The organism is Phaeovulum molybdatiresistens, from assembly GCF_023544865.1.
GTDB lineage: Bacteria > Pseudomonadota > Alphaproteobacteria > Rhodobacterales > Rhodobacteraceae > Pontitalea.
This window is the reverse complement of record NZ_JAMJFX010000007.1, coordinates 1-22,417: the sequence shown is the minus strand read 5'-3', so window position 1 is coordinate 22,417 and position 22,417 is coordinate 1. Positions and strand designations below refer to the sequence as shown.

The following is a 22,417-nucleotide window of genomic DNA, read 5'->3' as shown; positions in this document are numbered from 1 at the left end:
GCCCGCGTAACGTTTGCGGCACGCAACAATATTGCGTCAGAAATTGCAAGAGGCAGCGTGCCGCAATGCGGCGTCAGGAGCCCATGATCATGCCGGTCAGCGCCTCTTTTTCCATCGACAGTTCCGACAGCCGCGCCTTGACCACATCGCCGATCGAGATCAGGCCGATCATGTCCTCGCCCTCCATCACCGGCATGTGGCGGAACCGGCCCTCGGTCATGCGTTCCAGCACCTGATCGGCGCTGTCGTCGCGCCGGCAGCCCACGATTTCCCGTGTCATCAGGTCATCGACCCGGTCGGTCAGGCAGCCGGGGCCGCGCCGGCCCAGTTCGCGCACGATATCGCGTTCCGACAGGATGCCCGCCACGGCCTTGCCATCGGGCGAGACGATCACCGCGCCGATGCGGCGGGTCGACAGCAGCTCGGCCGCCTGTGTGACACTTGCGCCGGGGGCGATGGTGACCACCCCGTCATCGGCCTTGGACTTGAGGATCTGAAGCACCTGCATGACAACCTCCCATCTGCAACGCGGAGATCCAGCGTCCTTCCCCCGGGGAAATCTGTCAAGCGGGGCGTTCAGCGCAGGGTTGCATGGGCGGCCCGTCGCCGAGCGCCTCAAGCCGGGCGACCTCGCGCCGCAGCCCCTGCCCCAGCGCCTCGGCCAGGCGTGTCAGCCGTTCGGATCGGCGGTCATCGGCATGGCGGATCAGCCAGAAGGCCCGCGTCAGCGCGATCTGATCGGTCAGCACCTTGCGCACGCCCGGTGTGAAGGGGATCGCGAAATCATGCACGATCGCCAGCCCCGCGCCCGCGCGCACTGCCTGCATCTGCACCGAAACGGAATTCGACGCCAGGCCCAGGGTTTCCGCCCCGGTTTCGGCCAGGTAATCCAGTTCTTTGTCAAAGATCATGTCCGGGATATAGCCGATCATCCGGTGCCCCCGCAGATCCGCCTTGGACCGAATCGGCGGATGGCGCGCCAGATAGTCCTCATGCGCGGCCAGGTGCAGCCGGTAATCGGTCAGCCGCTGCACGGTCAGCCGCCCCGCGGCCGGGGGCGAGACGGCAATCGCCATGTCCGCCTCGCGCTTGGACAGGTTGAAGACACGCGGCAGGGCGACGATCTGGATTTCCAGCCCCGGATGGGCATCGCACAGATCGGCGCAGACCTGCGGCAGCAGGTAATTGGCGCAGCCATCGGGCGCGCCGATACGCAATTGCCCCGACAACAGGCCCGCCGCGCCGCCCAGATCCTCGGTCGCGCGCGCCAGCGCCTGTTCGGCCTGTTCGGCATGCGGCAAAAGCCGCGCCCCGGCATCGGTCAGCGCATAGCCCTGCGGGGATTTCACGAAAAGCTTGGCGGCCAGCGCCTCCTCCAGCCGCGCGATGCGCCGGCCCACGGTCGCGGCGTCCAGCTTTAGCCCCCGGCCCGCCCCCGACAGGCTTTCAGATCGGGCAACAGCCAGGAAAATCCGCAGGTCATCCCAGTCGGGCATCGGGCCACCTTTGCAAAAATGCAAAACGCTTTTGCCATCCTTCCTCTTTTGCCACCAAAATTGCAAGCCTAAGATCAGGCAGATCAATCCTCGGGAGGATGCCATGAAAGAGATCGGACATTGGATCAACGGCAAGCTGGTCGCGGGCACGTCGGGCCGCTTCGCAGATGTCTTCAACCCCGCCACCGGTGAGGTGCAGGCCCGCGTGGCGCTGGCCACCAAGGCGGAACTGGATCAGGCCGTGGCCGATGCGGCCCGCGCCCAGGTCGCCTGGGGCGCCACCAACCCGCAGAAACGCGCCCGCGTGATGATGGAAATGGTGCGCCTGATCAACCGCGACATGGACAAGCTGGCCGAGGTGCTGTCGTCCGAACATGGCAAGACCTTCCCCGACGCCAAGGGCGACATCCAGCGCGGGCTGGAGGTGATCGAATTCTGCATCGGCGCGCCGCATCTGCTGAAGGGGGAATTCACCGACAGCGCCGGCCCCGGCATCGACATGTATTCCATGCGCCAGCCGCTGGGCGTGGCCGCGGGCATCACGCCGTTCAACTTCCCCGCCATGATCCCGCTGTGGAAGATGGGCCCGGCGCTGGCCGCGGGCAATGCCTATATCCTCAAGCCCTCGGAGCGCGACCCCTCGGTGCCGCTGATGCTGGCGGCGCTGTTCCAGGAAGCGGGCCTGCCCGATGGCGTGCTGCAGGTGATCAACGGCGACAAGGACTCGGTCGACGCGATCCTGGACAATGAAACGATCCAGGGCATCGGCTTTGTCGGCTCGACCCCGATCGCGCATTACATCTATTCGCGCGGCACGGCGAACGGCAAGCGCGTGCAGTGCTTTGGCGGCGCCAAGAACCACATGATCATCATGCCGGACGCGGACCTGGATCAGGCCGCCGATGCGCTGGTGGGCGCAGGCTATGGCGCGGCGGGCGAACGCTGCATGGCGATCTCGGTCGCGGTGCCGGTGGGCGAGGAAACCGCCGATCGGCTGATCGAGAAGCTGGTTCCGCGGATCGAAAAGCTGAAGGTCGGTCCCTGGACGGCGGGCAACGACGTCGACTACGGCCCCGTGGTGACCGGCGCGGCCAAGGCCAATATCCTGCGGCTGGTGGAAACCGGCGTGGCGCAGGGCGCAAAGCTGGTGGTCGATGGTCGCGACTTCAGCCTGCAGGGCTATGAGGATGGCTTCTTCGTCGGCCCGCACCTGTTTGACCACGTCACCCCCGACATGGACATCTACAAACAGGAAATCTTCGGTCCGGTCCTGTCGACCGTGCGCGCCAAGACCTATGAAGAGGCGCTGAAGCTGGCGATGGACCACGAATACGGCAACGGCACCGCGATCTTCACCCGCGATGGCGACACCGCGCGCGATTTCGCCGCCCGCGTCAATGTCGGCATGATCGGCATCAACGTGCCGATCCCGGTGCCGCTGGCCTATCACACCTTCGGCGGCTGGAAGAAATCCTCTTTCGGCGACCTGAACCAGCACGGCCCCGATGCCTTCCGCTTCTACACCCGCACGAAAACGGTCACCTCGCGCTGGCCGAGCGGGATCAAGGAAGGGTCGGCCTTCAACTTCAAGGCCATGGACTGACGGGATAAGGCCGCCCCCCGGGCGGCCTTGCCTTCGGCGAAGGTATTTGGGGCAAGATGAAAAGCCGCCCTCTTCATCTTGCCGAAAATACCTCGGGGGTGCGGGGGCAGCGCCCCCGCCGCCGCCCGCCAGCGGCGCGGCCCTTGCAAAATTCCTGCAAGGTTTCACAGTCAGACAGGCGGCGGATTTCCGGGACATCGACCAGAACTGTGGGAGGAGAGGATGGATTTTGCCTTGAGCGAGGAGCAGCAGGCGATTTTCGACATGGCCCTGACTTTCGGGCAAGAGCAGATCGCGCCGTTTGCCCGTGCGTGGGAAGCGGAAGGTACGATCCCGCGCGATCTGTGGGGGAAGGTGGCCGAGCTGGGCCTAGGCGGGATCTATGTCAACGAGGCGTATGGCGGATCGGGGCTGTCGCGGCTGGATGCGACGCTGGTCTTTGAGGCGCTGGCGATGGCCTGCCCCTCGGTCGGATCCTTCCTGTCGATCCACAACATGTGCGCGGGCATGATCGACCGCTATGGCAGCGACGCGGCCAAGGCCCGCTGGCTGCCCGATGCCTGCAGCATGACCAAGGTGTTTTCCTACTGCCTGACCGAGCCGGGATCGGGGTCTGACGCGGCGGCGCTGCGCACCCGCGCCGATCGGAGCGAGGCGGGATTTCGGATCAACGGCACCAAGGCCTTCATCTCGGGCGGGGGCTATTCGGATGTCTATCTGTGCATGGTCCGCACCGGGGGCGACGGCCCCAAGGGCATTTCCGCCATGCTGGTGGAAAACGGCACGCCGGGGCTGTCCTTCGGCGCGTTGGAAGACAAGATGGGCTGGCGCGCGCAGCCGACCGCGCAGGTGCAGTTCGACGATTGCGACGTGCCGGCCGATCACCTGCTGGGGGTTGAGGGCAAGGGCTTTGCCTATGCCATGGCCGGTCTGGATGGCGGGCGGCTGAACATCGCGGCCTCGGCCCTGGGGGGCGCGCAACAGGCGCTGAACCAGACGCTGGCCTATATGGGCGAACGCCGCGCCTTTGGCCAGACGCTGGATCAGTTCCAGGCGCTGCAGTTCCGCCTGGCCGAGATGGAGGTCCGGCTGCAGGCCGCCCGCACCTTCCTGCGCCAGGCCGCCTGGAAGCTGGATCAGGGCGCGGCCGATGCCACCAAGTTCTGCGCTATGGCCAAGATGCATGTCACCGACGCGGCCTTTGACGTGGCCAACCAGTGCCTGCAACTGCATGGCGGCTATGGCTATCTGGCCGATTACGGCATTGAAAAGATCGTGCGCGACCTGCGCGTGCACCAGATCCTGGAAGGCACGAATGAGATCATGCGCCTGATCGTGGCGCGCACGCTGCTGGCGGAAAGGGGCTGAGATGACTGAGGCTCCGGAACCCGAGATGATCGCGCGCAAGCAGGGCCGCGCGGGCTGGTTGACCTTCAACCGGCCAAAGGCGCTCAACGCGCTCAGCCACGACATGGCGCTGGTGATCGAAAGCGCACTGGATGACTGGCGCGAGGATGAAGAGGTGCAGATCGTGCTGATCGACGCGGCGGGCGATCGTGCCTTCTGCGCGGGCGGCGACATCGCGGCGGTCTATCACGCGGGCCGGGCGGGCGATTACACGCTGGGGCGCGAATTCTGGCGCGACGAATACCGCATGAACGCCAAGATCGCCGATTACCCCAAGCCGATCGTGGCCTTCATGCAGGGCTTTGTGATGGGCGGGGGCGTGGGCGTGGGTGGCCATGCGCGCCACCGCATCGTCGGCGAAAGCACGCAAGTCTCGATGCCCGAAAGCGGCATCGGCCTGATCCCCGACGTCGGCGGCACGCTGATCCTGGCGCGCGCGCCGGGCTATCTGGGCGAATATCTGGGCGTTACCGGCGCGCGGATGGATGCGGGCGATGCGATCCATGCGGGTTTTGCCGATGCCTTCGTCCCCGAGGCCGACTGGCCCGCGCTGAAGGACCGGCTGATCGACACGGGCGATCCGGGCGTGATCCCCGCCCACCCTGCCCCGGCCAGCCGGCTTGCGGACCATCAGGCCGCGGTGGATGCGGCCTTTGGCGGGGCGGATCTTGCCAGCATCGTCGCAGCGCTTCAGGCGCAGGGCGATGCCTTCGCCGCCGAGACGCTGAAGCCGATCGGGCGCAATTCGGCCCTTTCGATGGCCGCCACGCTGGCGCTGGTGCGGATGACGCGGGCCAATCCCACGATCCGCGCGGCGCTGTCGCATGAATTCCGCTTTACCTGGCGGGCCTGCGCGCAGGGCGATTTCCTGGAAGGCGTGCGCGCGCAGATCATCGACAAGGACCGCAACCCGCGCTGGCAACACACCATTGACAGCCTGCGCCCGCAAGAGGTCGCGGCAATGCTGGAACCACTGGGCCCCGAGGCGGCCATCTGGGAGGAGTGAAGGATGAAGATCGGATTTATCGGCCTTGGCAACATGGGCGGCCCGATGGCCGCGAACCTGGTCAAGGCAGGCCACGCGGTCACGGGCTTTGACCTGGCCGCGCCCATGCCCGAAGGCGTCACCAAGGCCGCCAGCGCGGCCGAGGCCGCCACGGGCGCGGATGTGGTCATCACCATGCTGCCCAATGGCGCGATCCTGCGCGCCGTCGCGGCCGAGGTGATCCCGGCGATGGCCGCGGGCGCGGTGCTGTGCGACTGTTCCACCGTCGATGTGGAAAGCGCCCGCGCGGTGGCCGATCAGGCAGCGGCGGCGGGGCTTGGCGCGCTGGATGCCCCGGTGTCGGGCGGCGTCGGCGGGGCGGCGGCGGGCACGCTGACCTTCATGGTCGGCGGGTCGGACGCGGCCTTTGCCACGGTCAAGCCGCTGTTTGACATCATGGGCCAGAAGGCGGTTCACTGCGGCGCCGCGGGCGCGGGCCAAGCCGCCAAGATCTGCAACAACATGATCCTGGGCGTGACCATGATCGCCACCTGCGAGGCCTTTGCCCTGGCCGACAAGCTGGGGCTGGACCGGCAGAAGATGTTTGATGTGGTGTCCACCTCGTCGGGTTACAGCTGGTCGATGAACGCCTATTGCCCGGCGCCGGGTGTCGGGCCGACCTCGCCTGCCGACAATGGCTACAAGCCCGGTTTTGCCGCCGAGCTGATGCTGAAGGATCTGCGCCTGTCCCAACAGGCCGCCGAGGCCGCCGATGCCGACACGCCGATGGGCCAGCTGGCCGCGGCGCTTTATACCAGCTTCGTGGAAGCCGAGGATGGCAAGGGCCGCGATTTTTCCGCCATGCTGCCGCGCTTTGAAAAGCGCGGGCGTGGCTGAGACGCGCAGCGCCGAAACAAGCCACTGACAGAACGGGCTTTCTTGCGTTACACTTCGATAAGGCGGGCAGAACGCCCGCCTTTTTGATGGAGTGTGCCATGTTCAAGACCAATGTCGGCGGCATCGACCGCATCCTGCGCATCGTCGTGGGCGCCGCCCTGCTGCTGGGGTTTTTCCTTAACGCCGAGGCGACCTATCGCTGGGCCTACCTGATTGGCATCGTGCCGCTGCTGACCGGGATCTTCTCGACCTGCCCGCTGTATTCGATCCTTGGGATGAACACCTGCCCGCGCAAGTAAGCCGGGCGGTGGCAAGGTTCCGCCGCTTCACCGCCAGGTGATTGGAACCGGCGGCGGACCTGATGCATTGAGGGGGGAAAGCTTTCGGAGGCAACCGATGAAGACCATGACCCTAGCAGCCCTGATCGCGCTGGCGCCCGCCGTGGCGCTGGCCGATGGCAAGGGCAAGCACCGTTTCAACCATCAGGACCAGTTCCGCCACGAATACCGCGTGCAGGGCTGCCCGCCGGGCCTGGCCAAGAAGAACCCGCCCTGCGTGCCACCCGGTCAGGCCAAGAAATGGTCCGGCTTCCGCAAGGGCGACCGCATCCGCGACGGCTATGTCCTGGTGCGTGACCCCTGGCGCTATGGCCTGGATCGCGGCGCGACCTATTATCGCGTCGGCGACGATTTCTACCGCGTCAACCGCAAGACCGGCGAGGTGCTGGAACTGATGGGCGCGCTGTCGCGGGTGCTGAACTAAGTCAACCGCAGGCGGCGGCGGTCATTCCGCCGCCACCCGCCGCGCCTTGAGCATCGGCGCCAGATAGCGCCCGGTATGGCTGCCGGGCACGGTCGCGATGGTTTCGGGTGTGCCCTCGGCCACGACCTCGCCGCCGCCATCGCCACCTTCGGGACCGATGTCGATGATCCAGTCGGCGGTCTTGATGACATCCAGATTATGTTCAATCACCACGACGGTATTGCCCTGATCGACCAGGCTGTGCAGCACCTCAAGCAGCTTTTTCACATCCTCGAAATGCAGGCCGGTGGTGGGTTCGTCCAGGATGTAAAGCGTGCGGCCCGTGGCGCGGCGGCTTAGTTCCTTGGCCAGCTTGACGCGCTGCGCCTCGCCGCCCGACAGTGTCGTGGCCTGCTGGCCCACCTTGATATAGCCCAGCCCCACCTCGACCAGCGCATCCATCTTTTCGCGGATCGCCGGAACGGCCTGGAAAAACGCCTGCGCATCTTCAATCGTCATGTCAAGAACGTCGGCTATGCTTTTGTTCTTGAACTTAACTTCCAGCGTTTCACGGTTGTAGCGCTGGCCCTTGCAGGTTTCGCAGGTGACATAGACATCGGGCAGGAAATGCATCTCGATCTTGATGACACCGTCGCCCTGACAGGCCTCACACCGGCCGCCCTTGACGTTGAAGCTGAACCGCCCGGGCTTGTAGCCGCGCGCCTGCGCCTCGGGCAGGCCTGCGAACCAGTCGCGGATGGGCGTGAAGGCGCCGGTATAGGTCGCGGGGTTTGACCGGGGCGTGCGCCCGATCGGGCGCTGGTCGATGTCGATGACCTTGTCCAGATGTTCCAGCCCCTTGACCGTGTCGCAGGGCGCGGGCGTCTGGCGCGCGCCATTCAGCCGCATCGAGGCGGTCTTGAACAGCGTCTCGATGGTCAGCGTGGATTTTCCGCCCCCCGACACACCGGTGACGCAAACGAATTCCCCCAACGGGAAATCCACCGTGACATGCTTGAGGTTGTTCCCGCAAGCCCTTTCCACGGTTATCTTTTTGCCATTTCCAGTGCGCCGTTCGGCAGGCACCGGAATGGCGCGTTTGCCCGACAGATACTGCCCCGTCAGGCTGGCCGGATCGGCGGCAATCGCCTCGGGCGTGCCCTGGGCGACCACGCGCCCGCCATGCACGCCCGCACCCGGGCCGATGTCGAACACGTAATCCGCGTGGCGGATCGCATCCTCGTCATGTTCCACGACCAGCACCGAATTGCCCTGATCGCGCAGGTTCTTCAGCGTGCCCAGCAGGCGGTCATTGTCGCGCTGATGCAGCCCGATCGAGGGTTCATCCAGCACATAAAGCACCCCTGTCAGGCCCGATCCGATCTGGCTGGCCAGCCGGATCCGCTGGCTTTCGCCGCCCGAAAGCGTGCCGGCCGCGCGCGACAGCGTCAGATAGTCCAGCCCGACATTGACAAGGAATCCAAGGCGTTCGCGGATCTCCTTCAGAATGGGCCGGGCAATTTCATTCTTCTGCGCGCTCAGCTGGCCGGGCACCTCCTCGATCCGCGCATGGGCGTCGCGGATGGACAGCTCCACCAGCTGGCCGATATGCTTGCCGCCGATCTTCACCGCCAGCGCCTCGGGCTTCAGCCGGTGGCCGCCACAGGCGCCGCAGGGGCGGTTGTTCTGATAGCGCTCCATCTCTTCGCGCGACCAGGCACTGTCGGTCTCGCGGTAGCGGCGTTCCATATTGGGGATGATGCCTTCGAAACTGCGGCTAACCTCATAGACGCGGCCGCCTTCATCAAAGCGGAACTTGATCTCATCCTTGCCGGACCCATACAGGAAAAGTTTCTGAACGTCGTCCGGCAAGTCCTTCCAGGGCTTGCGTTTATCGAAACCGTAATGCTTGGCCAGCGCCTCGATCGTCTGGGTGAAATAGGGGCTTTTCGTCTTGGCCCAGGGCGCCAGCGCCCCCGCCGCCACCGACAGCGACACATCGGGCACCACCAGCCGTTCGTCAAAGAACAGCTCGACCCCAAGCCCGTCACAGACCGGACAAGCGCCTAGCGGCGCGTTGAAGGAAAACAGCCGCGGCTCGATCTCGGGGATGGTGAAGCCGGACACGGGACAAGCGAATTTTTCCGAGAATGTGATGACCTCGGGCGCCTCGCCTTCAGGCGCGACGGTTTCGAACAGCGCGATCCCGTCGGCCAGATCAAGCGCGGTGCGGAAACTGTCGGCCAGCCGCGTTTCCAGCCCCGCGCGCACGACGATCCGGTCCACCACCACATCGATGCTGTGGCGGAACTTCTTGTCCAGCGTGGGCGGTTCTTCAAGGTCGTAGAAGGCGCCGTTCACCTTGACGCGCTGAAAGCCCGCCTTGCGCCATTCCAGAAATTCCTTGCGGTATTCGCCCTTGCGGTCGCGCACCACGGGGGCCAGCAGATAGGCGCGCGTGCCCTCGGGCAGGGCCATGACGCGGTCGACCATGTCCTGGACCTGCTGCGCCTCGATCGGCAGACCGGTGGCGGGGCTGTAGGGGGTGCCCGCGCGCGCAAACAGCAGGCGCAGATAGTCATAGATTTCGGTCACGGTGCCGACGGTGGACCGCGGGTTCTTCGAGGTCGTCTTCTGCTCGATCGAGATCGCCGGCGACAGGCCCGAGATATGGTCGACATCGGGCTTGCCCATCATGTCAAGGAACTGGCGCGCATAGGCCGACAGGCTTTCGACATAGCGCCGCTGACCCTCGGCATAGATCGTGTCGAACGCCAGGCTGGATTTGCCCGACCCCGACAGCCCGGTGATCACCACAAACTGGTCGCGCGGGATATCCAGATCCACGCCCTTAAGGTTATGTTCGCGCGCGCCGCGCACTTCGATGAATTTCTGCTCTGCCATGGCAGCCCCCGTGACCCCGCCGGTGATCCCCGCCCTAGATAGGGCATGGCGCCCGAGTCTCCAACCCAAATATGCGAACGAAAAATGAACATGTAACCCGGGGCGGGCGGGCCGCAGCGGATTTCCCTCGTCGAATTCCATTTTGTGAATATAATTATCAGCAGAGCCTCTTGATTCCCGTCCCCGATCTGCCAGATCAGCGTCAAAGCCACGCGGCCTGCTTGATGAAAGGTTTCGACATGTTGAACTTCCTGCGCCCGTCCTTCGCGCGCGCCGACCGGATCGCCCCGCAAGAGGCCGTCCGCCAGGTCGCGGCGGGGGAGATGACCCTGATCGACGTGCGTGAGGTCGCGGAACTGCGCGCCTCGGGCAAGGCGGCGGGCGCGCTGCATGTGCCGCTGATGGTGCTGCGGATGAAATGCGACCCCGCCAGCCCGGAATGCCTGCCCGGCCTGTCGGTGGACAAGCCGGTGGCGCTTTATTGCGCCAGCGGCGGGCGCAGCGCAGGCGCCGCGCAAATGCTGGCGCAGATGGGCTACAAGACGGTCTACAACTTGGGCGGCCTGCATGACTGGCACGCCGCGGGCGGCGCAATCGAGCGCTGATCAAGCGCCCAAGGCGGGGGGCGCTGCCCCCCGTCGCTGCGCGACTCCCCCCGAGGTATTTTCGGCAAGGTGAAAGCGGCCGTTTCATCTTGCCCGAAATACCTCGGGGGTGAATGGCCGCAGGCCAGAGGGGGCGGCGCCCCCTGCCCGATCCGGTCAGAAATCCATGTCAGAAATGCAGCGCGCGACCGTAGGCGTCCAGCACGGATTCGTGCATCATTTCGCTGAGCGTGGGATGCGGGAAGACGGTGTTCATCAGGTCTTCCTCGGTGGTTTCCAGCGTGCGGCCGATGACATAGCCCTGGATCAGCTCGGTCACCTCGGCGCCGACCATATGGGCGCCCAGAAGCTCGCCGGTCTTGGCGTCAAAGACGGTTTTCACCAGCCCCTCGGGTTCGCCAAGCGCGATCGCCTTGCCGTTGCCGACGAAGGGGAAGCGGCCGACGCGGACCTGATATCCCTGTTCCTTCGCCTTCGCCTCGGTCAGGCCGACGGAGGCGACCTGGGGATGACAATAGGTGCAGCCCGCGATCGAACCGGGTTTGATCGGATGGGGATGTTTGCCCGCGATCAGTTCCGCGACCATCACGCCTTCGTGGCTGGCCTTGTGCGCAAGCCAGGGGGCACCGGCGATATCGCCGATGGCGTAAAGCCCCGGCACCCCGGTGCGGCAATAGTCATCGGTCACGACATGGGTGCGGTCGATCTTCACGCCCAGCTGTTCCAGTCCCAGGCCCTCGACATTGCCCACGATGCCCACGGCCGAGATCACCGTGTCGAATTCCGCCGTGGTGGTGCCTTTGGCGTCTTCGAGATGCGCGGTGACCTTGCCATTGCCCCGGTCGAGTTTCTTGACCGTGGTCTTTTCCAGGATCTTCATCCCCTGCTTCACGAACTGCTTTTTCGCAAAGGCCGAGATTTCGGCATCTTCCACCGGCAGGACGCGGTCCATCACCTCGACCACCGTGGTGTCGGCGCCGAGCGTATTGAAGAAGCTGGCGAATTCGATGCCGATTGCGCCCGATCCGATCACCAGGAGCTTTTTGGGCATGCGCTTGGGTTGCAGCGCGTGGCGGTAAGTCCAGACCAGATCGCCGTCGGCTTCCAGCCCCGGCAGGGTGCGCGCGCGCGCGCCGGTGGCCAGAACGATGGCCTTCGCGGTCAGCTCCTCGGTTCCCTTGTCGGTCTTGACCGCGACCATGCCCTGCTTTGGCAGGCTGGCCTCGCCCATCACCACGGTGACCTTGTTCTTCTTCATCAGGTGGCCGATACCGCCCGACAGCTGTTTGGCCACCCCGCGCGACCGGGCCACCACGGCATCCAGATCAAAACCGATCTTTTCGGCGCTGAGCCCGAAGTCCTTGGCGCGGTGCATCAGGTGGAACACCTCGGCGGAACGCAGCAGCGCCTTGGTCGGGATGCAGCCCCAGTTCAGGCAGATGCCGCCCAGGTGTTCGCGTTCGACAATCGCCACGTTCAGGCCCAGCTGCGCGCCGCGGATGGCGGCAACATAGCCGCCGGGGCCTGCGCCGATCACGATCATGTCGAAGCTTCTGGCTGCCATGTCATTCCCCCATCAAAAAACTAGTTTGGCCTTAAACTATTTTCCCGCGCGCTTCAATGGCCCGCATCCGCCGGGCCTATCCGTTGCAGCGCCGCGCCATAGCCGCCGGCATCCAGAAAGGCCTGTTCGGCAGCGGTGGTCACCCGGCCCAGCGCCGCGTTGCGCCAGGGAAAGCGGCCAAAGCGGGCGATGACATCGGCATGTGCCCGAGCGTGGCGCAGGTTGTCGCCCGGCATGCGTTCGGCAAACAAGGCGATGCAGCGGTCCTGCGCGGCGCGATCCTCGGCATGCATGAAGGGCAGGTAGAAGAACTGGCGCAGCGGCGGGTCGGTGGCCAGGTCGTGGCCGGCGGCGATGGCGCGGGTGGCCTCATCCAGGGCGCGGGCATCGGTGGCGAAGCTGTCGGCATGATCGCGGAACATGTTGCGCGGAAACTGGTCCAGCAACAGGATCAGCGCCAGCGCCCCCGGCGCGGTGGCCTGCCAGCCGGACAATCCGCCGTCGCGCGCCTCTTCCCACAGGCCCGCGTAGCGTGTGCGGATATCGCGGTCCAGCGCGTCGTCCCCGCGATACCAGCCCTCGGGGCCGATCCGGTCCCAGAACTGAAGGATGTCGGTGATGTGATCCATGGCGCCCCCCTGTTTGGCACAGGCTGACAGAGGTGGCGCGCGCGATCAATCCTGTGGCGGGGTTTCGGGGGGGGTAATGTCCTGCGCGGCCTCCAGCGCGGCCTCGACCGCCAGCGGGGTCGCGGCGGGCGAGATCACGGCGAAGGCGCCGGTTTCCTCGGTCGGCAGGGCCGGGCGGCGGGTCATGCGCCAGCCGGCATAGACCGCCAGCACCGCATTCAGCAGCGCCAGATACAGGAAAAAGCCGTTCGTCCCGACCGTCGCCATCAGCCAGCCGGTGACGATCGGCCCGCCGATCGCCCCCACCCCGTTGATGAACAACAGCCCCGCCGAGGCCGCCGCCATGTCGGCATTGTCCAGAAAGTCGTTGGTATAGGCCAACAGCAGCGCGTAAAGCGGGTTGGCGATGCCCCCGATCAGCGCGGCCATCACCAGCAGCACCACGAAGGGCGGATTGGCCAGGTAGGTCGCCGCCATCGCCAAAGCGCCTGCCACCGCCAGCCCCAGGATCAGCTTGCGCCGGTCCATCCGGTCCGAAGCCCAGCCGATCGGATATTGGAACAAAAGCCCGCCGACATAGATCGCCGCCACGAAAGCCGAGATCTGCGGCACCGTCAGCCCCGCCTGCGTGCCCCAGACCGCCGCCATCCCGAACAGCGCCGAAAATATCCCGCCCAGCAGGAAGATACCCACGCAGCCCAGCGGCGAGGCCACCCACAGGCGCGCAAAGCTCATCCGCTGCAGGGTGGCGAAGGCGGGGGCGGGCGCGGCCGACAACAGGATCGGCGTGAAGGCGATCGACACCAGGACCGAGGGGATCACGAACAGCAGGAACCCCGCCGGGTCGGCGGTGTTCAGCAGGATCTGCGCCGCGATGATGCCGATCATCTGCACGATCATATAGGCCGACAGCGCCTGACCGCGGTTTTCATTGGTCGAGGCCGCGTTCAGCCAGCTTTCGGCGGTGATGTAGACCCCGGAAAAGGAAAACCCGATCAGCACCCGCATCAAAGTCCAGGCGATCCAGTTGGGGGCGGCGGCATACAGGATCAGCACCGCCGAAATCAGGCTGCCCAGCGCCGCAAAGACGCGCACATGGCCCACATTGCGGATCAGGTCGGGCACCGTGCGCGACCCCAGCAGGAAGCCCGCGAAATAGGCCGACATCACCACCGACATCTCGAATGTGCCGATCGCCTCGATCTCGCCGCGGATGCCCAGAAGCGTGCCCTGCATGCCGTTGCCGACCATCAGAAGCATGATGCCCAAAAGCAGGGCCCAGGAACTGCGCAATACCGACAGCATCGGGAAAACCTTTCGCAAACAATCCAGTGCCGGGCCAGTCTGACCCCCGGCAGGAAGCCGTCACGCGCCGCAGCGACCTTCGGGGATCAGAAGCGACGCATCGCCATAAGAAAAGAAACGATAGCCCTTGTCCACCGCATGGGCATAGATCCGGTCGATCCGGTCCTTGCCCATCAGCGCCGAAACCAGCATCAGCAGCGTCGATTTCGGCAGGTGGAAATTCGTCATCAGCGCATCGGTCACCTGAAAGCGGTAGCCGGGATAGATGAAGATATCCGTCGTGCCGGAAAAAGCCGCAACCCGACCCGCGGTTGCGGCGCTTTCGATCAGCCGCAGCGCGGTGGTGCCCACCGGGATGACGCGGCCGCCCGCGGCGCGGGTGGCGTTGATTTCTTCGGCGGCGCGGGCGCTGACCTCGCCCCATTCGGCATGCATGCGGTGCGTGGTCACGTCGTCCACCTTGACCGGCAGAAAGGTGCCCGCGCCCACATGCAGCGTGACCTCGGTGAACTGGACGCCCTTGGCGGCCAGCGCCTTCAGCAGCTCGGGCGTGAAATGCAGGCTGGCGGTGGGGGCAGCCACGGCGCCGGAATGGCGGGCAAAGACGGTCTGGTAATCGTGCTTGTCGGCTTCATCCGGCGGGCGCAGCGCGGCGATATAGGGCGGCAGCGGCATCGCCCCGGCCTGCGCCAGGGCGGCGTCGAAATCATCGCCCGACAGGTTGAAGGCCAGGCGCAATTGCGCGTCGCCAATCGATTGCACCGTGGCCGACAGCGCCTCGGAAAAGCGGATCACCTCGCCCGCGCGCAGCTTGCGCAGCGGCTTGGCCAGCGCTGTCCATTCGCCGCCCGGGGCGGGTTCCAGCAGCGTGACTTCAATCTTCGCGACCGCCGCGCCCTGCGGGGTGGCGCGCGTGCGCGTCCCGGTCAGCCGCGCGGGGATGACCTTGGTGTTGTTCAGCACCAGCCGGTCGCCGGGGCGGAAGATATCGACCAGATCGGCCACATGCAGATCGCTGATCCGGTCGCCTTCGGCCAGCAGCAGCCGCGCGGCGGTGCGCGGCCGGGCGGGGCGGGTCGCGATCAGCGCCTCGGGCAGGTGGAAATCGAAATCCGACAGTTTCATCGCGCAACCTGCGGCGGCGGGCGGCGAAAGATTTCGCGGAACATCCCCGGCGTCAGGATCGACAACGGGTTGATCGTCACCCGCGGCACGGCGGTGGGGCCGGCCATTGTGTAGGTAAAGCCAAACAGCCCCTCGCCCCGGCGGGTCAGGATCTGGCCGATGGAATTGAGAAGGTAGAAGGGCGAAACCACGCCTGCCATGTCGATCTGCCCGCTGCCTGCGCCCTGCCCCGGAATATAGCGGCCCGTCATCGTCACCCCAAGCGAGGCGCCGACGGCCTCGCCCCTTGTGAGGGTGACGCCCTGCGGCGTCAAGCGGAAGGCGCCCTCGACATCCGAGAACAGGATGCCCTCGCCGTTCAACTGTTCGAGAAGCCCGATCACCGAGGCCGCCGACAGCATCGAGGCCAGCACCGGCGCATCGCGCACCCGCAGGTTGCGGATCACCGCCACCCCGTCATAGCTGCCCGCCCCCCCCACCGGCGTCAGCCGCAGGTCCAGGCTGCCACCGCCCGCGCGGGCAAAGATCCCCGCCGCGGCCAGCGTGGCCCCCGCATCGGGCGCGCGCAAGGCGACCGCCGCGCGCCCGCCCGGGCCGGGGGTCAGTTCGCCCTCAACCGGGGCGGCGCCGTTGACCCGGCCCGCAAAGCGGCCCTGGAACCCGCCGCGCGTGACGAAATCGCCGCGAAATCCGGTCAGCGCGATGCTGTCGGACAGGGTCAGCCGGTCCAGCGCCACCCGAATCGCGCCGCCCGCGCCCCCTGCCCCGCCACCGCCGCCGCTGGCACCGCCACCCGCGCCAAAGGGCGCGCGGCGCAGATCGGCCCGCCCCGAGGTGACAAAGACATCCGCCGCCCGGCCCGCGCCCTGCCCGCGCAATTCCGCCGCGCCGGAAAACCACCGCCCGGCGCTGACCTGATCGAAGCGCGCCAGATCCAGCCCGCCGCCGGGGCGCAGGCTGATGCTGCCCTGCGCGCTCAGGCCCGGGGCCTCAAGGCGCAGCGCCTCGACCGCGGGCGGCGCGCCCAGACGGCCCGACAGATCCAGCTGGCCCGCGGTTGCCGCCCCCTTGGACCAGCCGATCTGCGGGATCGCCAGCGCCAGCCCGCGCAAATCCGATTGCAGGCGAAAGCGCGTGGGTTCCCCCCGGCGCAGGTCCAGCGCGATCCGCCCCCACCCGGTGCCCGTCAAGCTGCCCTTCGGCAAGCCGATGGCAAAGGCGTCCAGCGCCGCGGGCGAGATCTGGATCTGCCCCTCGACTTCGGAAATCCCGCGGTATTCGGGGCCTAACCGCTGGCGCCAGGTGGCGTCGAAAGGCACACCCGACAGCCGCCCCTGCCCCGACAGCACCAGCCCTTCGTCACGATCGGCGCGCAAGGTCAGGGTTTCGGCCTCCAACACCCGGCCGGGGACGATCTTGTCGGATCGCACATCGTCAAGGCGCGCGGTGACGGCATAGCCCACCTCATTGGGGGGCACCTTGGGTTTCAGCACGAAGTCCAGATCGGTCACCGCATGGGCCATGCCTTGCGCGATATCGGTGGGCTGGCCGGCCTTGGTCAGGAATTCGAAGGGCGGTTCATCCAGCAACGACAGCGCCGCGGGGATGGTGGAACGCGTGACCAGCCGCACACGCGCGGGCGCGGGCTTGATGCGGATGTCGGGCACGGTCATCACCGTGTCGGTCACATCCACCCGCCCGCCCGCGGGCGCGGTGACATGGCCCTGTTCGACCAGCAGCGCATGGGTGGTGTCGCGGATCGTGGCAAAGCCGCGCCCGTCCTGCACGGGCGGCAGGGTGCGCAGCACCCGCACCTCGGCGCCCTGGAATTCATAGCCCAGCGCCAGCCGCGGCTCGGCCCCCGGCGCCAGGCGCAGCGCGGCCTGCACGTTGTGCAACTGGCCGGTGGCGACATTATCGGCCACCCAAACCCGCGTGCGCGGCACCAGCGCCGGTGGCCACAGCGCCAGCAGATCGGCCTGCCCGATCCGGTTCACCCCCATGTCCAGCGCCACCCGCCAGCCCGCCGCATCCGCGCCGACCCGCCCCTTGGCCGATATCTGCCGGTCGCCCTCGATCAGCTGCAACTGGCCCAGATCGATGGCAAAGGGCTGCAGCCGCAGCCGCAGGTCTACCGCGCCGCTGGAAAACCGCGCGGGTTGTTCGAACAGCCCTTCGGGGTCCAGCTGCAGATCGCTGATCGCGACCTGCGTCAGAAGCGTGCCGGGCAGGCCGGCGGCAAAATCCTTCAGATCGGCATGGCCCGTCGCCCGCAGCCGCAGCGCGCGGCTTTGCACCGACAGATCGGTGAAGGTCACGCGCTGGCTGACCGGATCATAGCCCAGATAGACCTTGCCACCGTCGAAGGCCAAGGGCTGCGCGCCCTGCACCGGCGACAGCGCGCCTGCGCCGATTTCCAGCATCGCATCCAGCCGCGCCACCCGCCCGGCCGCATCAATCCCCGACCGGATCGCGCCGGAAATCGGCGCCTCAAGCACCCCCAGCCAGGCCAGCGCGGGCGATTGCACCGCCAGATCGCGCGCCTTCACGCCCGTGACCGAGGCGCCAAAGCTGGCCTCGGCGCTGCCCTTGCGCGTGCTGGCCGACAGCGACACCCGCGCCGGGCTTTCGTTGCGCGCCGCCACATCCAGCCCCAGCGTGACCGAAATATCCTGATCGGTCTGGGTCAGCACCAGCCGGCCCTGCGACACCTGCCAGACGCGATCCAGGCGGCGGTCATCCAGGCGCAGGGCGACCTCTTGCACCTCGATGCGGTCCAGCGCGGCCAGCGCGGGCGTGGCAAAGACCCGTTCCACCAGTTCGGTCAAATCGGCCAGCGACCCGGGGCGCGGCAGCGCCATCGCGCCGCCGCCCAGGTCCAGATCCAGCGTGCCATCGGCCAGCCGGCGCAGCGACAGGCTGGCGCCGCGGATGCGAAAGCTTTTGGGTTGCAGCTTGCCGCGCAACAGCGGCTGGGCGTGCAACGTGCTGCGCAATTCGGGCAGCACCGCCAGCGGACGGCCATCGGGGCGCATCAGCACCACGCCCTTGAAGCGCAGCCGGGGCACGAATCCCTCATCGATGATCAGGTCGGCGCCCTCGGCCAGCCGCAGCGACAACCGCCCCGCCAGCGCATCATTGGCGCGCGCCTCCAGCCGGGTGATCAGCCAGCCGGGCGCCGGCAGCGGGCGATGGGTCAGCGCCATCACCGCAAAGGCCGCCGCCGCCACGATCAGCGGCAGGCTAAGCAGCAGCCAGATGCCGATCCGCCCGCGCGGGCGCGGCGCACCCGCCTGTGCGGGCCCGTCGGGCACAGCCCCGGGGCGGTCGGCCCCGTCGGTCCGATGCGCGGCGTCTGGTTGTGTCATTCCACCTCGAACGGGCCAATCCGGACGGCCCCGCGCCACCGCGCCCTGACGGGGCCGCGCGACCGGGCCGCAACTTCGCCTTTATATTTGCGCACAACGCCATAGAACGTAAATCCCGAACCCAGTGACAGGAGAATGACATGATCGGCATCGGCGAAACCGCGCCTGATTTTACCCTGCCCCGCACCGCCAATGGCGGTGACACCGATACGCTGACGCTGTCGGCGCTGCGCCCGGCGCCGGTGGTGCTGTATTTCTATCCCAAGGACGACACCCCCGGCTGCACCACCGAGGCGCTGGACTTTACCCGCCTGGCCGCCGATTTCGCCGCCGCAGGCGCGGTCGTGGTGGGCCTGTCCAAGGACAGCCCGGCCAAGCACGAAAAATTCTGCGCCAAGCACGGGCTGGGCGTGATCCTGGTGTCCGATGAAGGTGCCGACACCTGCGAACGCTATGGCACCTGGGTGGAAAAGAACATGTATGGCAAGACCTACATGGGGATCGAGCGGTCCACCGTGCTGATCGACGGCACCGGCCGCGTGGTGCAGGTCTGGCCCAAGGTCAAGGTCAAAGGCCATGCCGAAGAGGTGCTGGCCGCGGTGCGCGCGCTGCCCCGCTAGACCCGGTTCCCTGCCCCCGTCGCAATCGGCGGGAAACCGCCAAATGCGCGCCCGGCCCGCCCCTTTGACGCCCGGGGCGGGCAAAACCGGTTGCGCGACGGTCCAGCCGCTTGCTAAGCCCCTGCCAACAACCACACAGACCGCGGCAGGCGGCACGGGGCGCCGGCCATCCGGCGGAGGGACCAGTTAAAAGACAGGACAGGACGCAGGGTTTGCCCAGACGCATCATCGACCGACTGAACAGTTCACTGGAACGCTGGCTGCCCGAACAGCGGCTGTTTCTGAAATCGGACACGGCCACACGCTTCGTGCGGCTGCGGCCGCTAACCCAGGCGACAGCGCTGGGGGTGACAGGGGTGGTCTTTGGCTGGGCGGTGATTGCCACCTCGCTTCTGTTCATCGACGGGATCAGTTCAGGCACCGCGCGCGACCAGACGGTGCTGGCGCAGGCGGCCTTTGAACGCCGGCTGGACAGCCTGTCGCGCGAACGCGATGCCCGCGCCGCCGAGGCGCTGGCCGCTCAGGGCCGGTTCCAGACCGCGCTGGAACAGGTCTCGACCATGCAATCGGCGCTGCTGGACAGCGAGGAACGCAGGCGTGAGCTGGAAACCGGGATCAAGGTGATCCAGACCACCCTGCGCCGCACCATGACCGAACGCGATGCCGCGCGGGCCGAACTGGCCGCGGCAGCCGCGGGCGATGCGGATGGCCCGGCCCGGACCGTCGCGCAATCCGAGGATCTGGCGCAGACGCTGGATGTGCTGTCCAGCGCCCTTGGCCAGACCGCCGCCGAACGCGACGCGCTGGCCCGCGATGCCGAGGCCGCGCGCCTGGAGGCCGATCAGATCGCGCTGGAAAAGCGGCTGCTGGAAGAACGCAACGACGAGATCTTTACCACGCTGGAAGGCGCGGTCAGCGTCTCGATGGCGCCGCTGGACAAGATGTTCAAGGCCGCCGGCATGAACCCCGACCAGATCCTGTCGCAGGTCCGGCGCGGCTATTCGGGCAAGGGCGGGCCGCTGATGCCGGTGGCCTTTTCGTCCAAGGGCCGGCTGACCCCCGAGGAAGAACGCGCCGCCGACATCCTGCGCCGCCTGGATGAAATGAACATGTATCGCATCGCGGCCGACCAACTGCCCTTTGCGATGCCGGTGCGGGCAAGCCACCGTTTCACCTCGCCCTATGGCTATCGCTGGGGCCGGCTGCATGCGGGCGTGGATTTCGCGGCCCCCGTCGGCACCCCGATCCTGGCCCCTGCCGATGGCCGCGTGATCAAGTCGGGCTGGGAATCGGGCTATGGCAACATGATCCGGATCGAGCATGATTTCGGCGTTCAAACCGTCTATGGCCATCTGTCCAAAATGCATGTGAAGGCCGGCCAAAAGGTCTCGCGCGGGGAACGGATCGGTGATATGGGCAATACCGGGCGGTCCACCGGGCCGCATCTGCACTATGAAATCCGGGTCGGCGGCAAGCCCGTCAATCCGATGACCTTCATCAAGGCGGCGAAAGATGTTTTCTAAAAGCAAGATTCACGATCCCGGCCCGAAAGCCGCGGCAGAACCCGAAAAGGCCAAGTCCCCTGACGCGGCGCCCTCGCGGCCCGCAGGTGATTTCATGCCCGCACCGGCGCGCGCCAAGCCCGCGGCTTCGGTTCTGTCGTCGGATCTGACGGTGGTGGGCAACATCAAGACCACGGGCGACATCCAGGTGGAAGGCGTGGTCGAAGGCGACATCCGCGCCCATCTGCTGACGGTCGGCGAAAGCGCCACCATCAAGGGCGAGATCGTGGCCGATGACGTTGTGGTCAACGGGCGCGTGGTCGGCCGCGTGCGCGGTCTGAAGGTGCGCCTGACCTCGACCGCGCGGGTCGAAGGCGACATCATTCACAAGACCATCGCGATCGAATCAGGCGCGCATTTCGAAGGCTCGGTCCAGCGTCAGGATGACCCGCTGTCCAGCGGTCAGGGCACGCCCAAGCTGGCCCCGCCGACCGAATGATCCCCAAGCGCGGCCGGCCCTGCCCGCCGCGCCCCCCGATCTGACCGCACGGCCGCGATGGCACCATCGCGGCCGAACGCATTTTCCGGCCCCCCCCGCGCAGCCCCGCGCGTGGCGACGCGGCTGAACAACCGCGCGGCTGTCGCCCCTGTTCCGGTGACGCTGGCCCGGGCTGCCGCAGGCCGTTAGCGAAACTTTGACACCAGCCCGGGCAGGTCCGCGAAGGCGTCGAACACCCCGTCATTGGCAAGCTCGGCGACGGGGGTCCTGCGATAGCCGCCGGAAAACAGCAGAAACGGCAGGCCAGCCCGCTGCGCGGTTTCAGCGTCAACCTCGCTGTCGCCCACATAGATGACGGGCGTGCCGCCCAGCGCCTCGGCGGCGGCCAGAAGGGGGGCCGGTTCGGGCTTGCGCACCGGCAGGCTATCGCCCCCGATCACGACCGGCAGACGATCGGCAAGGTCCAGATCGCGCAGGATGGCGCGGGCGGGTTCCACCGGCTTGTTGGTGCAGACCCCCAGCCGATGCCCCGCAGCGGCCAGCGCATCCAGCGCGGCGACGACACCGGGGAACGGCGCGCCCAGGTCGGTCGGGGCGGCCATGTAATGGCGCATGAAACAGGCCTCGCGTTCGGCATGGCGCGCGACATCGCCGGGGTTTTCGCCCCGGGCGGCCATCACCTTGGCGATCAGGGCCGGAACCCCGTTGCCGATGAAGCTGCGCACCTGCGCGACATCCATCGGGCCATCGCCATGGTCCGCCAGCATCCGGTTCACCGCGGCGTGGATGTCGGGCACGCTGTCCACAAGCGTTCCATCAAGGTCGAAGATGATCGCGGCCATGTCGGTCTCCTGTCAGGCGGGCAGTTCAAGGCGCATGAGCGCGCCATTTGCGGTGCACGGTTACATAAATCGGCTGCTGACCACGGCTCCCCCTTTCCCCGGACAGATTTATCCACGGTCTCTGTGACGGATCTGACGAGCGCGGTGTAGCCGTTCAGGACGGTAATCCGGACTTTGAGCTCAGCGGCCTGACGCTCGAAATCCCGTGCCATGAGCCGCAGGCCCAGCAGTTTCGCTTCGCGGACCTTCGGAATGAACCGCGCCGGGTTTGCCGGAGGCTGATTTTATTTAGTTACGCGGCCATGGGTTCAGTTTCCAGAGTTGC

The 22,417-nt window shown here is 66.8% G+C and carries 19 protein-coding genes and 1 pseudogene; 10 read left to right on the top strand and 10 right to left on the bottom strand.

What is annotated here, in order from left to right; all coding sequences use genetic code 11:
• Nucleotides 1-73: 73 nt before the first annotated feature.
• Nucleotides 74-508: a CBS domain-containing protein gene (locus MXB90_RS06800; protein ID WP_250042754.1), complete on the bottom strand. Its 435-nt coding sequence runs from the start codon at nucleotides 506-508 to the stop codon at nucleotides 74-76.
• 55 nt (nucleotides 509-563) lie between these two features.
• A complete protein-coding gene (locus MXB90_RS06795; RefSeq protein WP_250042752.1) occupies nucleotides 564-1,496 on the bottom strand; it encodes a LysR family transcriptional regulator in 933 nt (310 codons plus the stop codon).
• 103 nt (nucleotides 1,497-1,599) lie between these two features.
• Between MXB90_RS06795 and MXB90_RS06790 the strand changes: the two genes are divergently transcribed.
• The 6 genes from MXB90_RS06790 (at nucleotide 1,600) to MXB90_RS06765 (ending at nucleotide 7,150) form a co-directional block, all read left to right on the top strand.
• Nucleotides 1,600-3,099 (top strand): CoA-acylating methylmalonate-semialdehyde dehydrogenase, encoded by a 1,500-nt coding sequence (locus MXB90_RS06790; protein ID WP_250042744.1) that lies wholly within the window; start codon nucleotides 1,600-1,602, stop codon nucleotides 3,097-3,099.
• A gap of 222 nt (nucleotides 3,100-3,321) precedes the next feature.
• Nucleotides 3,322-4,467, top strand: coding sequence for an acyl-CoA dehydrogenase family protein (locus tag MXB90_RS06785; protein ID WP_250042741.1), 1,146 nt, complete (start codon nucleotides 3,322-3,324; stop codon nucleotides 4,465-4,467).
• Between the two features lies 1 nt (nucleotide 4,468).
• Complete coding sequence (locus MXB90_RS06780; RefSeq protein ID WP_250042738.1) at nucleotides 4,469-5,512, top strand: enoyl-CoA hydratase/isomerase family protein; 1,044 nt, start codon at nucleotides 4,469-4,471, stop codon at nucleotides 5,510-5,512.
• A gap of 3 nt (nucleotides 5,513-5,515) precedes the next feature.
• Entirely contained in the window at nucleotides 5,516-6,388 is an 873-nt protein-coding gene (gene mmsB / locus MXB90_RS06775; protein ID WP_250042736.1) for a 3-hydroxyisobutyrate dehydrogenase, read from the top strand.
• 98 nt (nucleotides 6,389-6,486) lie between these two features.
• The gene (locus tag MXB90_RS06770) at nucleotides 6,487-6,687 is read left to right on the top strand and encodes a YgaP family membrane protein (RefSeq protein WP_250042733.1); all 201 of its coding nucleotides are present in this window, start codon (nucleotides 6,487-6,489) and stop codon (nucleotides 6,685-6,687) included.
• Between the two features lie 97 nt (nucleotides 6,688-6,784).
• On the top strand, nucleotides 6,785-7,150 hold the full coding sequence (locus MXB90_RS06765) for a hypothetical protein (RefSeq protein WP_250042731.1): 366 nt from the start codon (nucleotides 6,785-6,787) through the stop codon (nucleotides 7,148-7,150).
• Between the two features lie 21 nt (nucleotides 7,151-7,171).
• Here MXB90_RS06765 and uvrA read toward each other — a convergent pair whose 3' ends face one another.
• Complete coding sequence (uvrA, locus tag MXB90_RS06760) at nucleotides 7,172-10,033, bottom strand: excinuclease ABC subunit UvrA (RefSeq protein WP_250042729.1); 2,862 nt, start codon at nucleotides 10,031-10,033, stop codon at nucleotides 7,172-7,174.
• A gap of 224 nt (nucleotides 10,034-10,257) precedes the next feature.
• Here uvrA and MXB90_RS06755 point away from each other — a divergent pair, with 224 nt between their 5' ends.
• Nucleotides 10,258-10,638 carry a rhodanese-like domain-containing protein gene (locus MXB90_RS06755; protein ID WP_250042720.1) on the top strand — a complete coding sequence of 127 codons (381 nt, stop codon included), beginning with the start codon at nucleotides 10,258-10,260 and terminating at the stop codon, nucleotides 10,636-10,638.
• 169 nt (nucleotides 10,639-10,807) lie between these two features.
• On the opposite strand, the gene lpdA is transcribed toward MXB90_RS06755, so the two are convergent.
• From lpdA to MXB90_RS06730, 5 genes are read right to left on the bottom strand one after another with little or no spacing between them, the layout of a single operon-like run.
• Complete coding sequence (gene lpdA / locus MXB90_RS06750) at nucleotides 10,808-12,202, bottom strand: dihydrolipoyl dehydrogenase (protein ID WP_250042718.1); 1,395 nt, start codon at nucleotides 12,200-12,202, stop codon at nucleotides 10,808-10,810.
• Between the two features lie 53 nt (nucleotides 12,203-12,255).
• A complete protein-coding gene (locus MXB90_RS06745; protein WP_250042716.1) occupies nucleotides 12,256-12,831 on the bottom strand; it encodes a DUF924 family protein in 576 nt (191 codons plus the stop codon).
• A 45-nt stretch (nucleotides 12,832-12,876) separates the two neighbouring features.
• Nucleotides 12,877-14,136, bottom strand: coding sequence for an MFS transporter (locus MXB90_RS06740; RefSeq protein WP_250042714.1), 1,260 nt, complete (start codon nucleotides 14,134-14,136; stop codon nucleotides 12,877-12,879).
• Between the two features lie 60 nt (nucleotides 14,137-14,196).
• On the bottom strand, nucleotides 14,197-15,261 hold the full coding sequence (queA, locus tag MXB90_RS06735; protein WP_250042711.1) for a tRNA preQ1(34) S-adenosylmethionine ribosyltransferase-isomerase QueA: 1,065 nt from the start codon (nucleotides 15,259-15,261) through the stop codon (nucleotides 14,197-14,199).
• Nucleotides 15,258-18,629, bottom strand: coding sequence for a hypothetical protein (locus tag MXB90_RS06730; protein WP_250042709.1), 3,372 nt, complete (start codon nucleotides 18,627-18,629; stop codon nucleotides 15,258-15,260). Before MXB90_RS06730 ends, queA begins: the two co-directional genes overlap by 4 nt.
• 140 nt (nucleotides 18,630-18,769) lie before the next feature.
• Between MXB90_RS06730 and MXB90_RS06725 the strand changes: the two genes are divergently transcribed.
• The 3 genes from MXB90_RS06725 (at nucleotide 18,770) to MXB90_RS06715 (ending at nucleotide 21,250) form a co-directional block, all read left to right on the top strand.
• Nucleotides 18,770-19,249 (top strand): peroxiredoxin, encoded by a 480-nt coding sequence (locus MXB90_RS06725; RefSeq protein ID WP_250042706.1) that lies wholly within the window; start codon nucleotides 18,770-18,772, stop codon nucleotides 19,247-19,249.
• Nucleotides 19,250-19,461: 212 nt separating this feature from the next.
• Nucleotides 19,462-20,772 (top strand): M23 family metallopeptidase, encoded by a 1,311-nt coding sequence (locus MXB90_RS06720; RefSeq protein WP_250042704.1) that lies wholly within the window; start codon nucleotides 19,462-19,464, stop codon nucleotides 20,770-20,772.
• Complete coding sequence (locus tag MXB90_RS06715) at nucleotides 20,762-21,250, top strand: bactofilin family protein (RefSeq protein WP_250042701.1); 489 nt, start codon at nucleotides 20,762-20,764, stop codon at nucleotides 21,248-21,250. The genes MXB90_RS06720 and MXB90_RS06715 overlap by 11 nt, the downstream gene beginning before the upstream one ends.
• Nucleotides 21,251-21,435: 185 nt before the next feature.
• Here the strand turns inward: MXB90_RS06715 and gph are convergent, their stop codons facing one another.
• Together gph and MXB90_RS06705 are read right to left on the bottom strand one after the other, a co-directional pair.
• Nucleotides 21,436-22,092: a phosphoglycolate phosphatase gene (gph, locus tag MXB90_RS06710; RefSeq protein WP_250042699.1), complete on the bottom strand. Its 657-nt coding sequence runs from the start codon at nucleotides 22,090-22,092 to the stop codon at nucleotides 21,436-21,438.
• A gap of 113 nt (nucleotides 22,093-22,205) precedes the next feature.
• Nucleotides 22,206-22,331, bottom strand: a pseudogene (locus tag MXB90_RS06705) (IS5/IS1182 family transposase); the annotation flags it as partial.
• Nucleotides 22,332-22,417 lie beyond the last annotated feature (86 nt).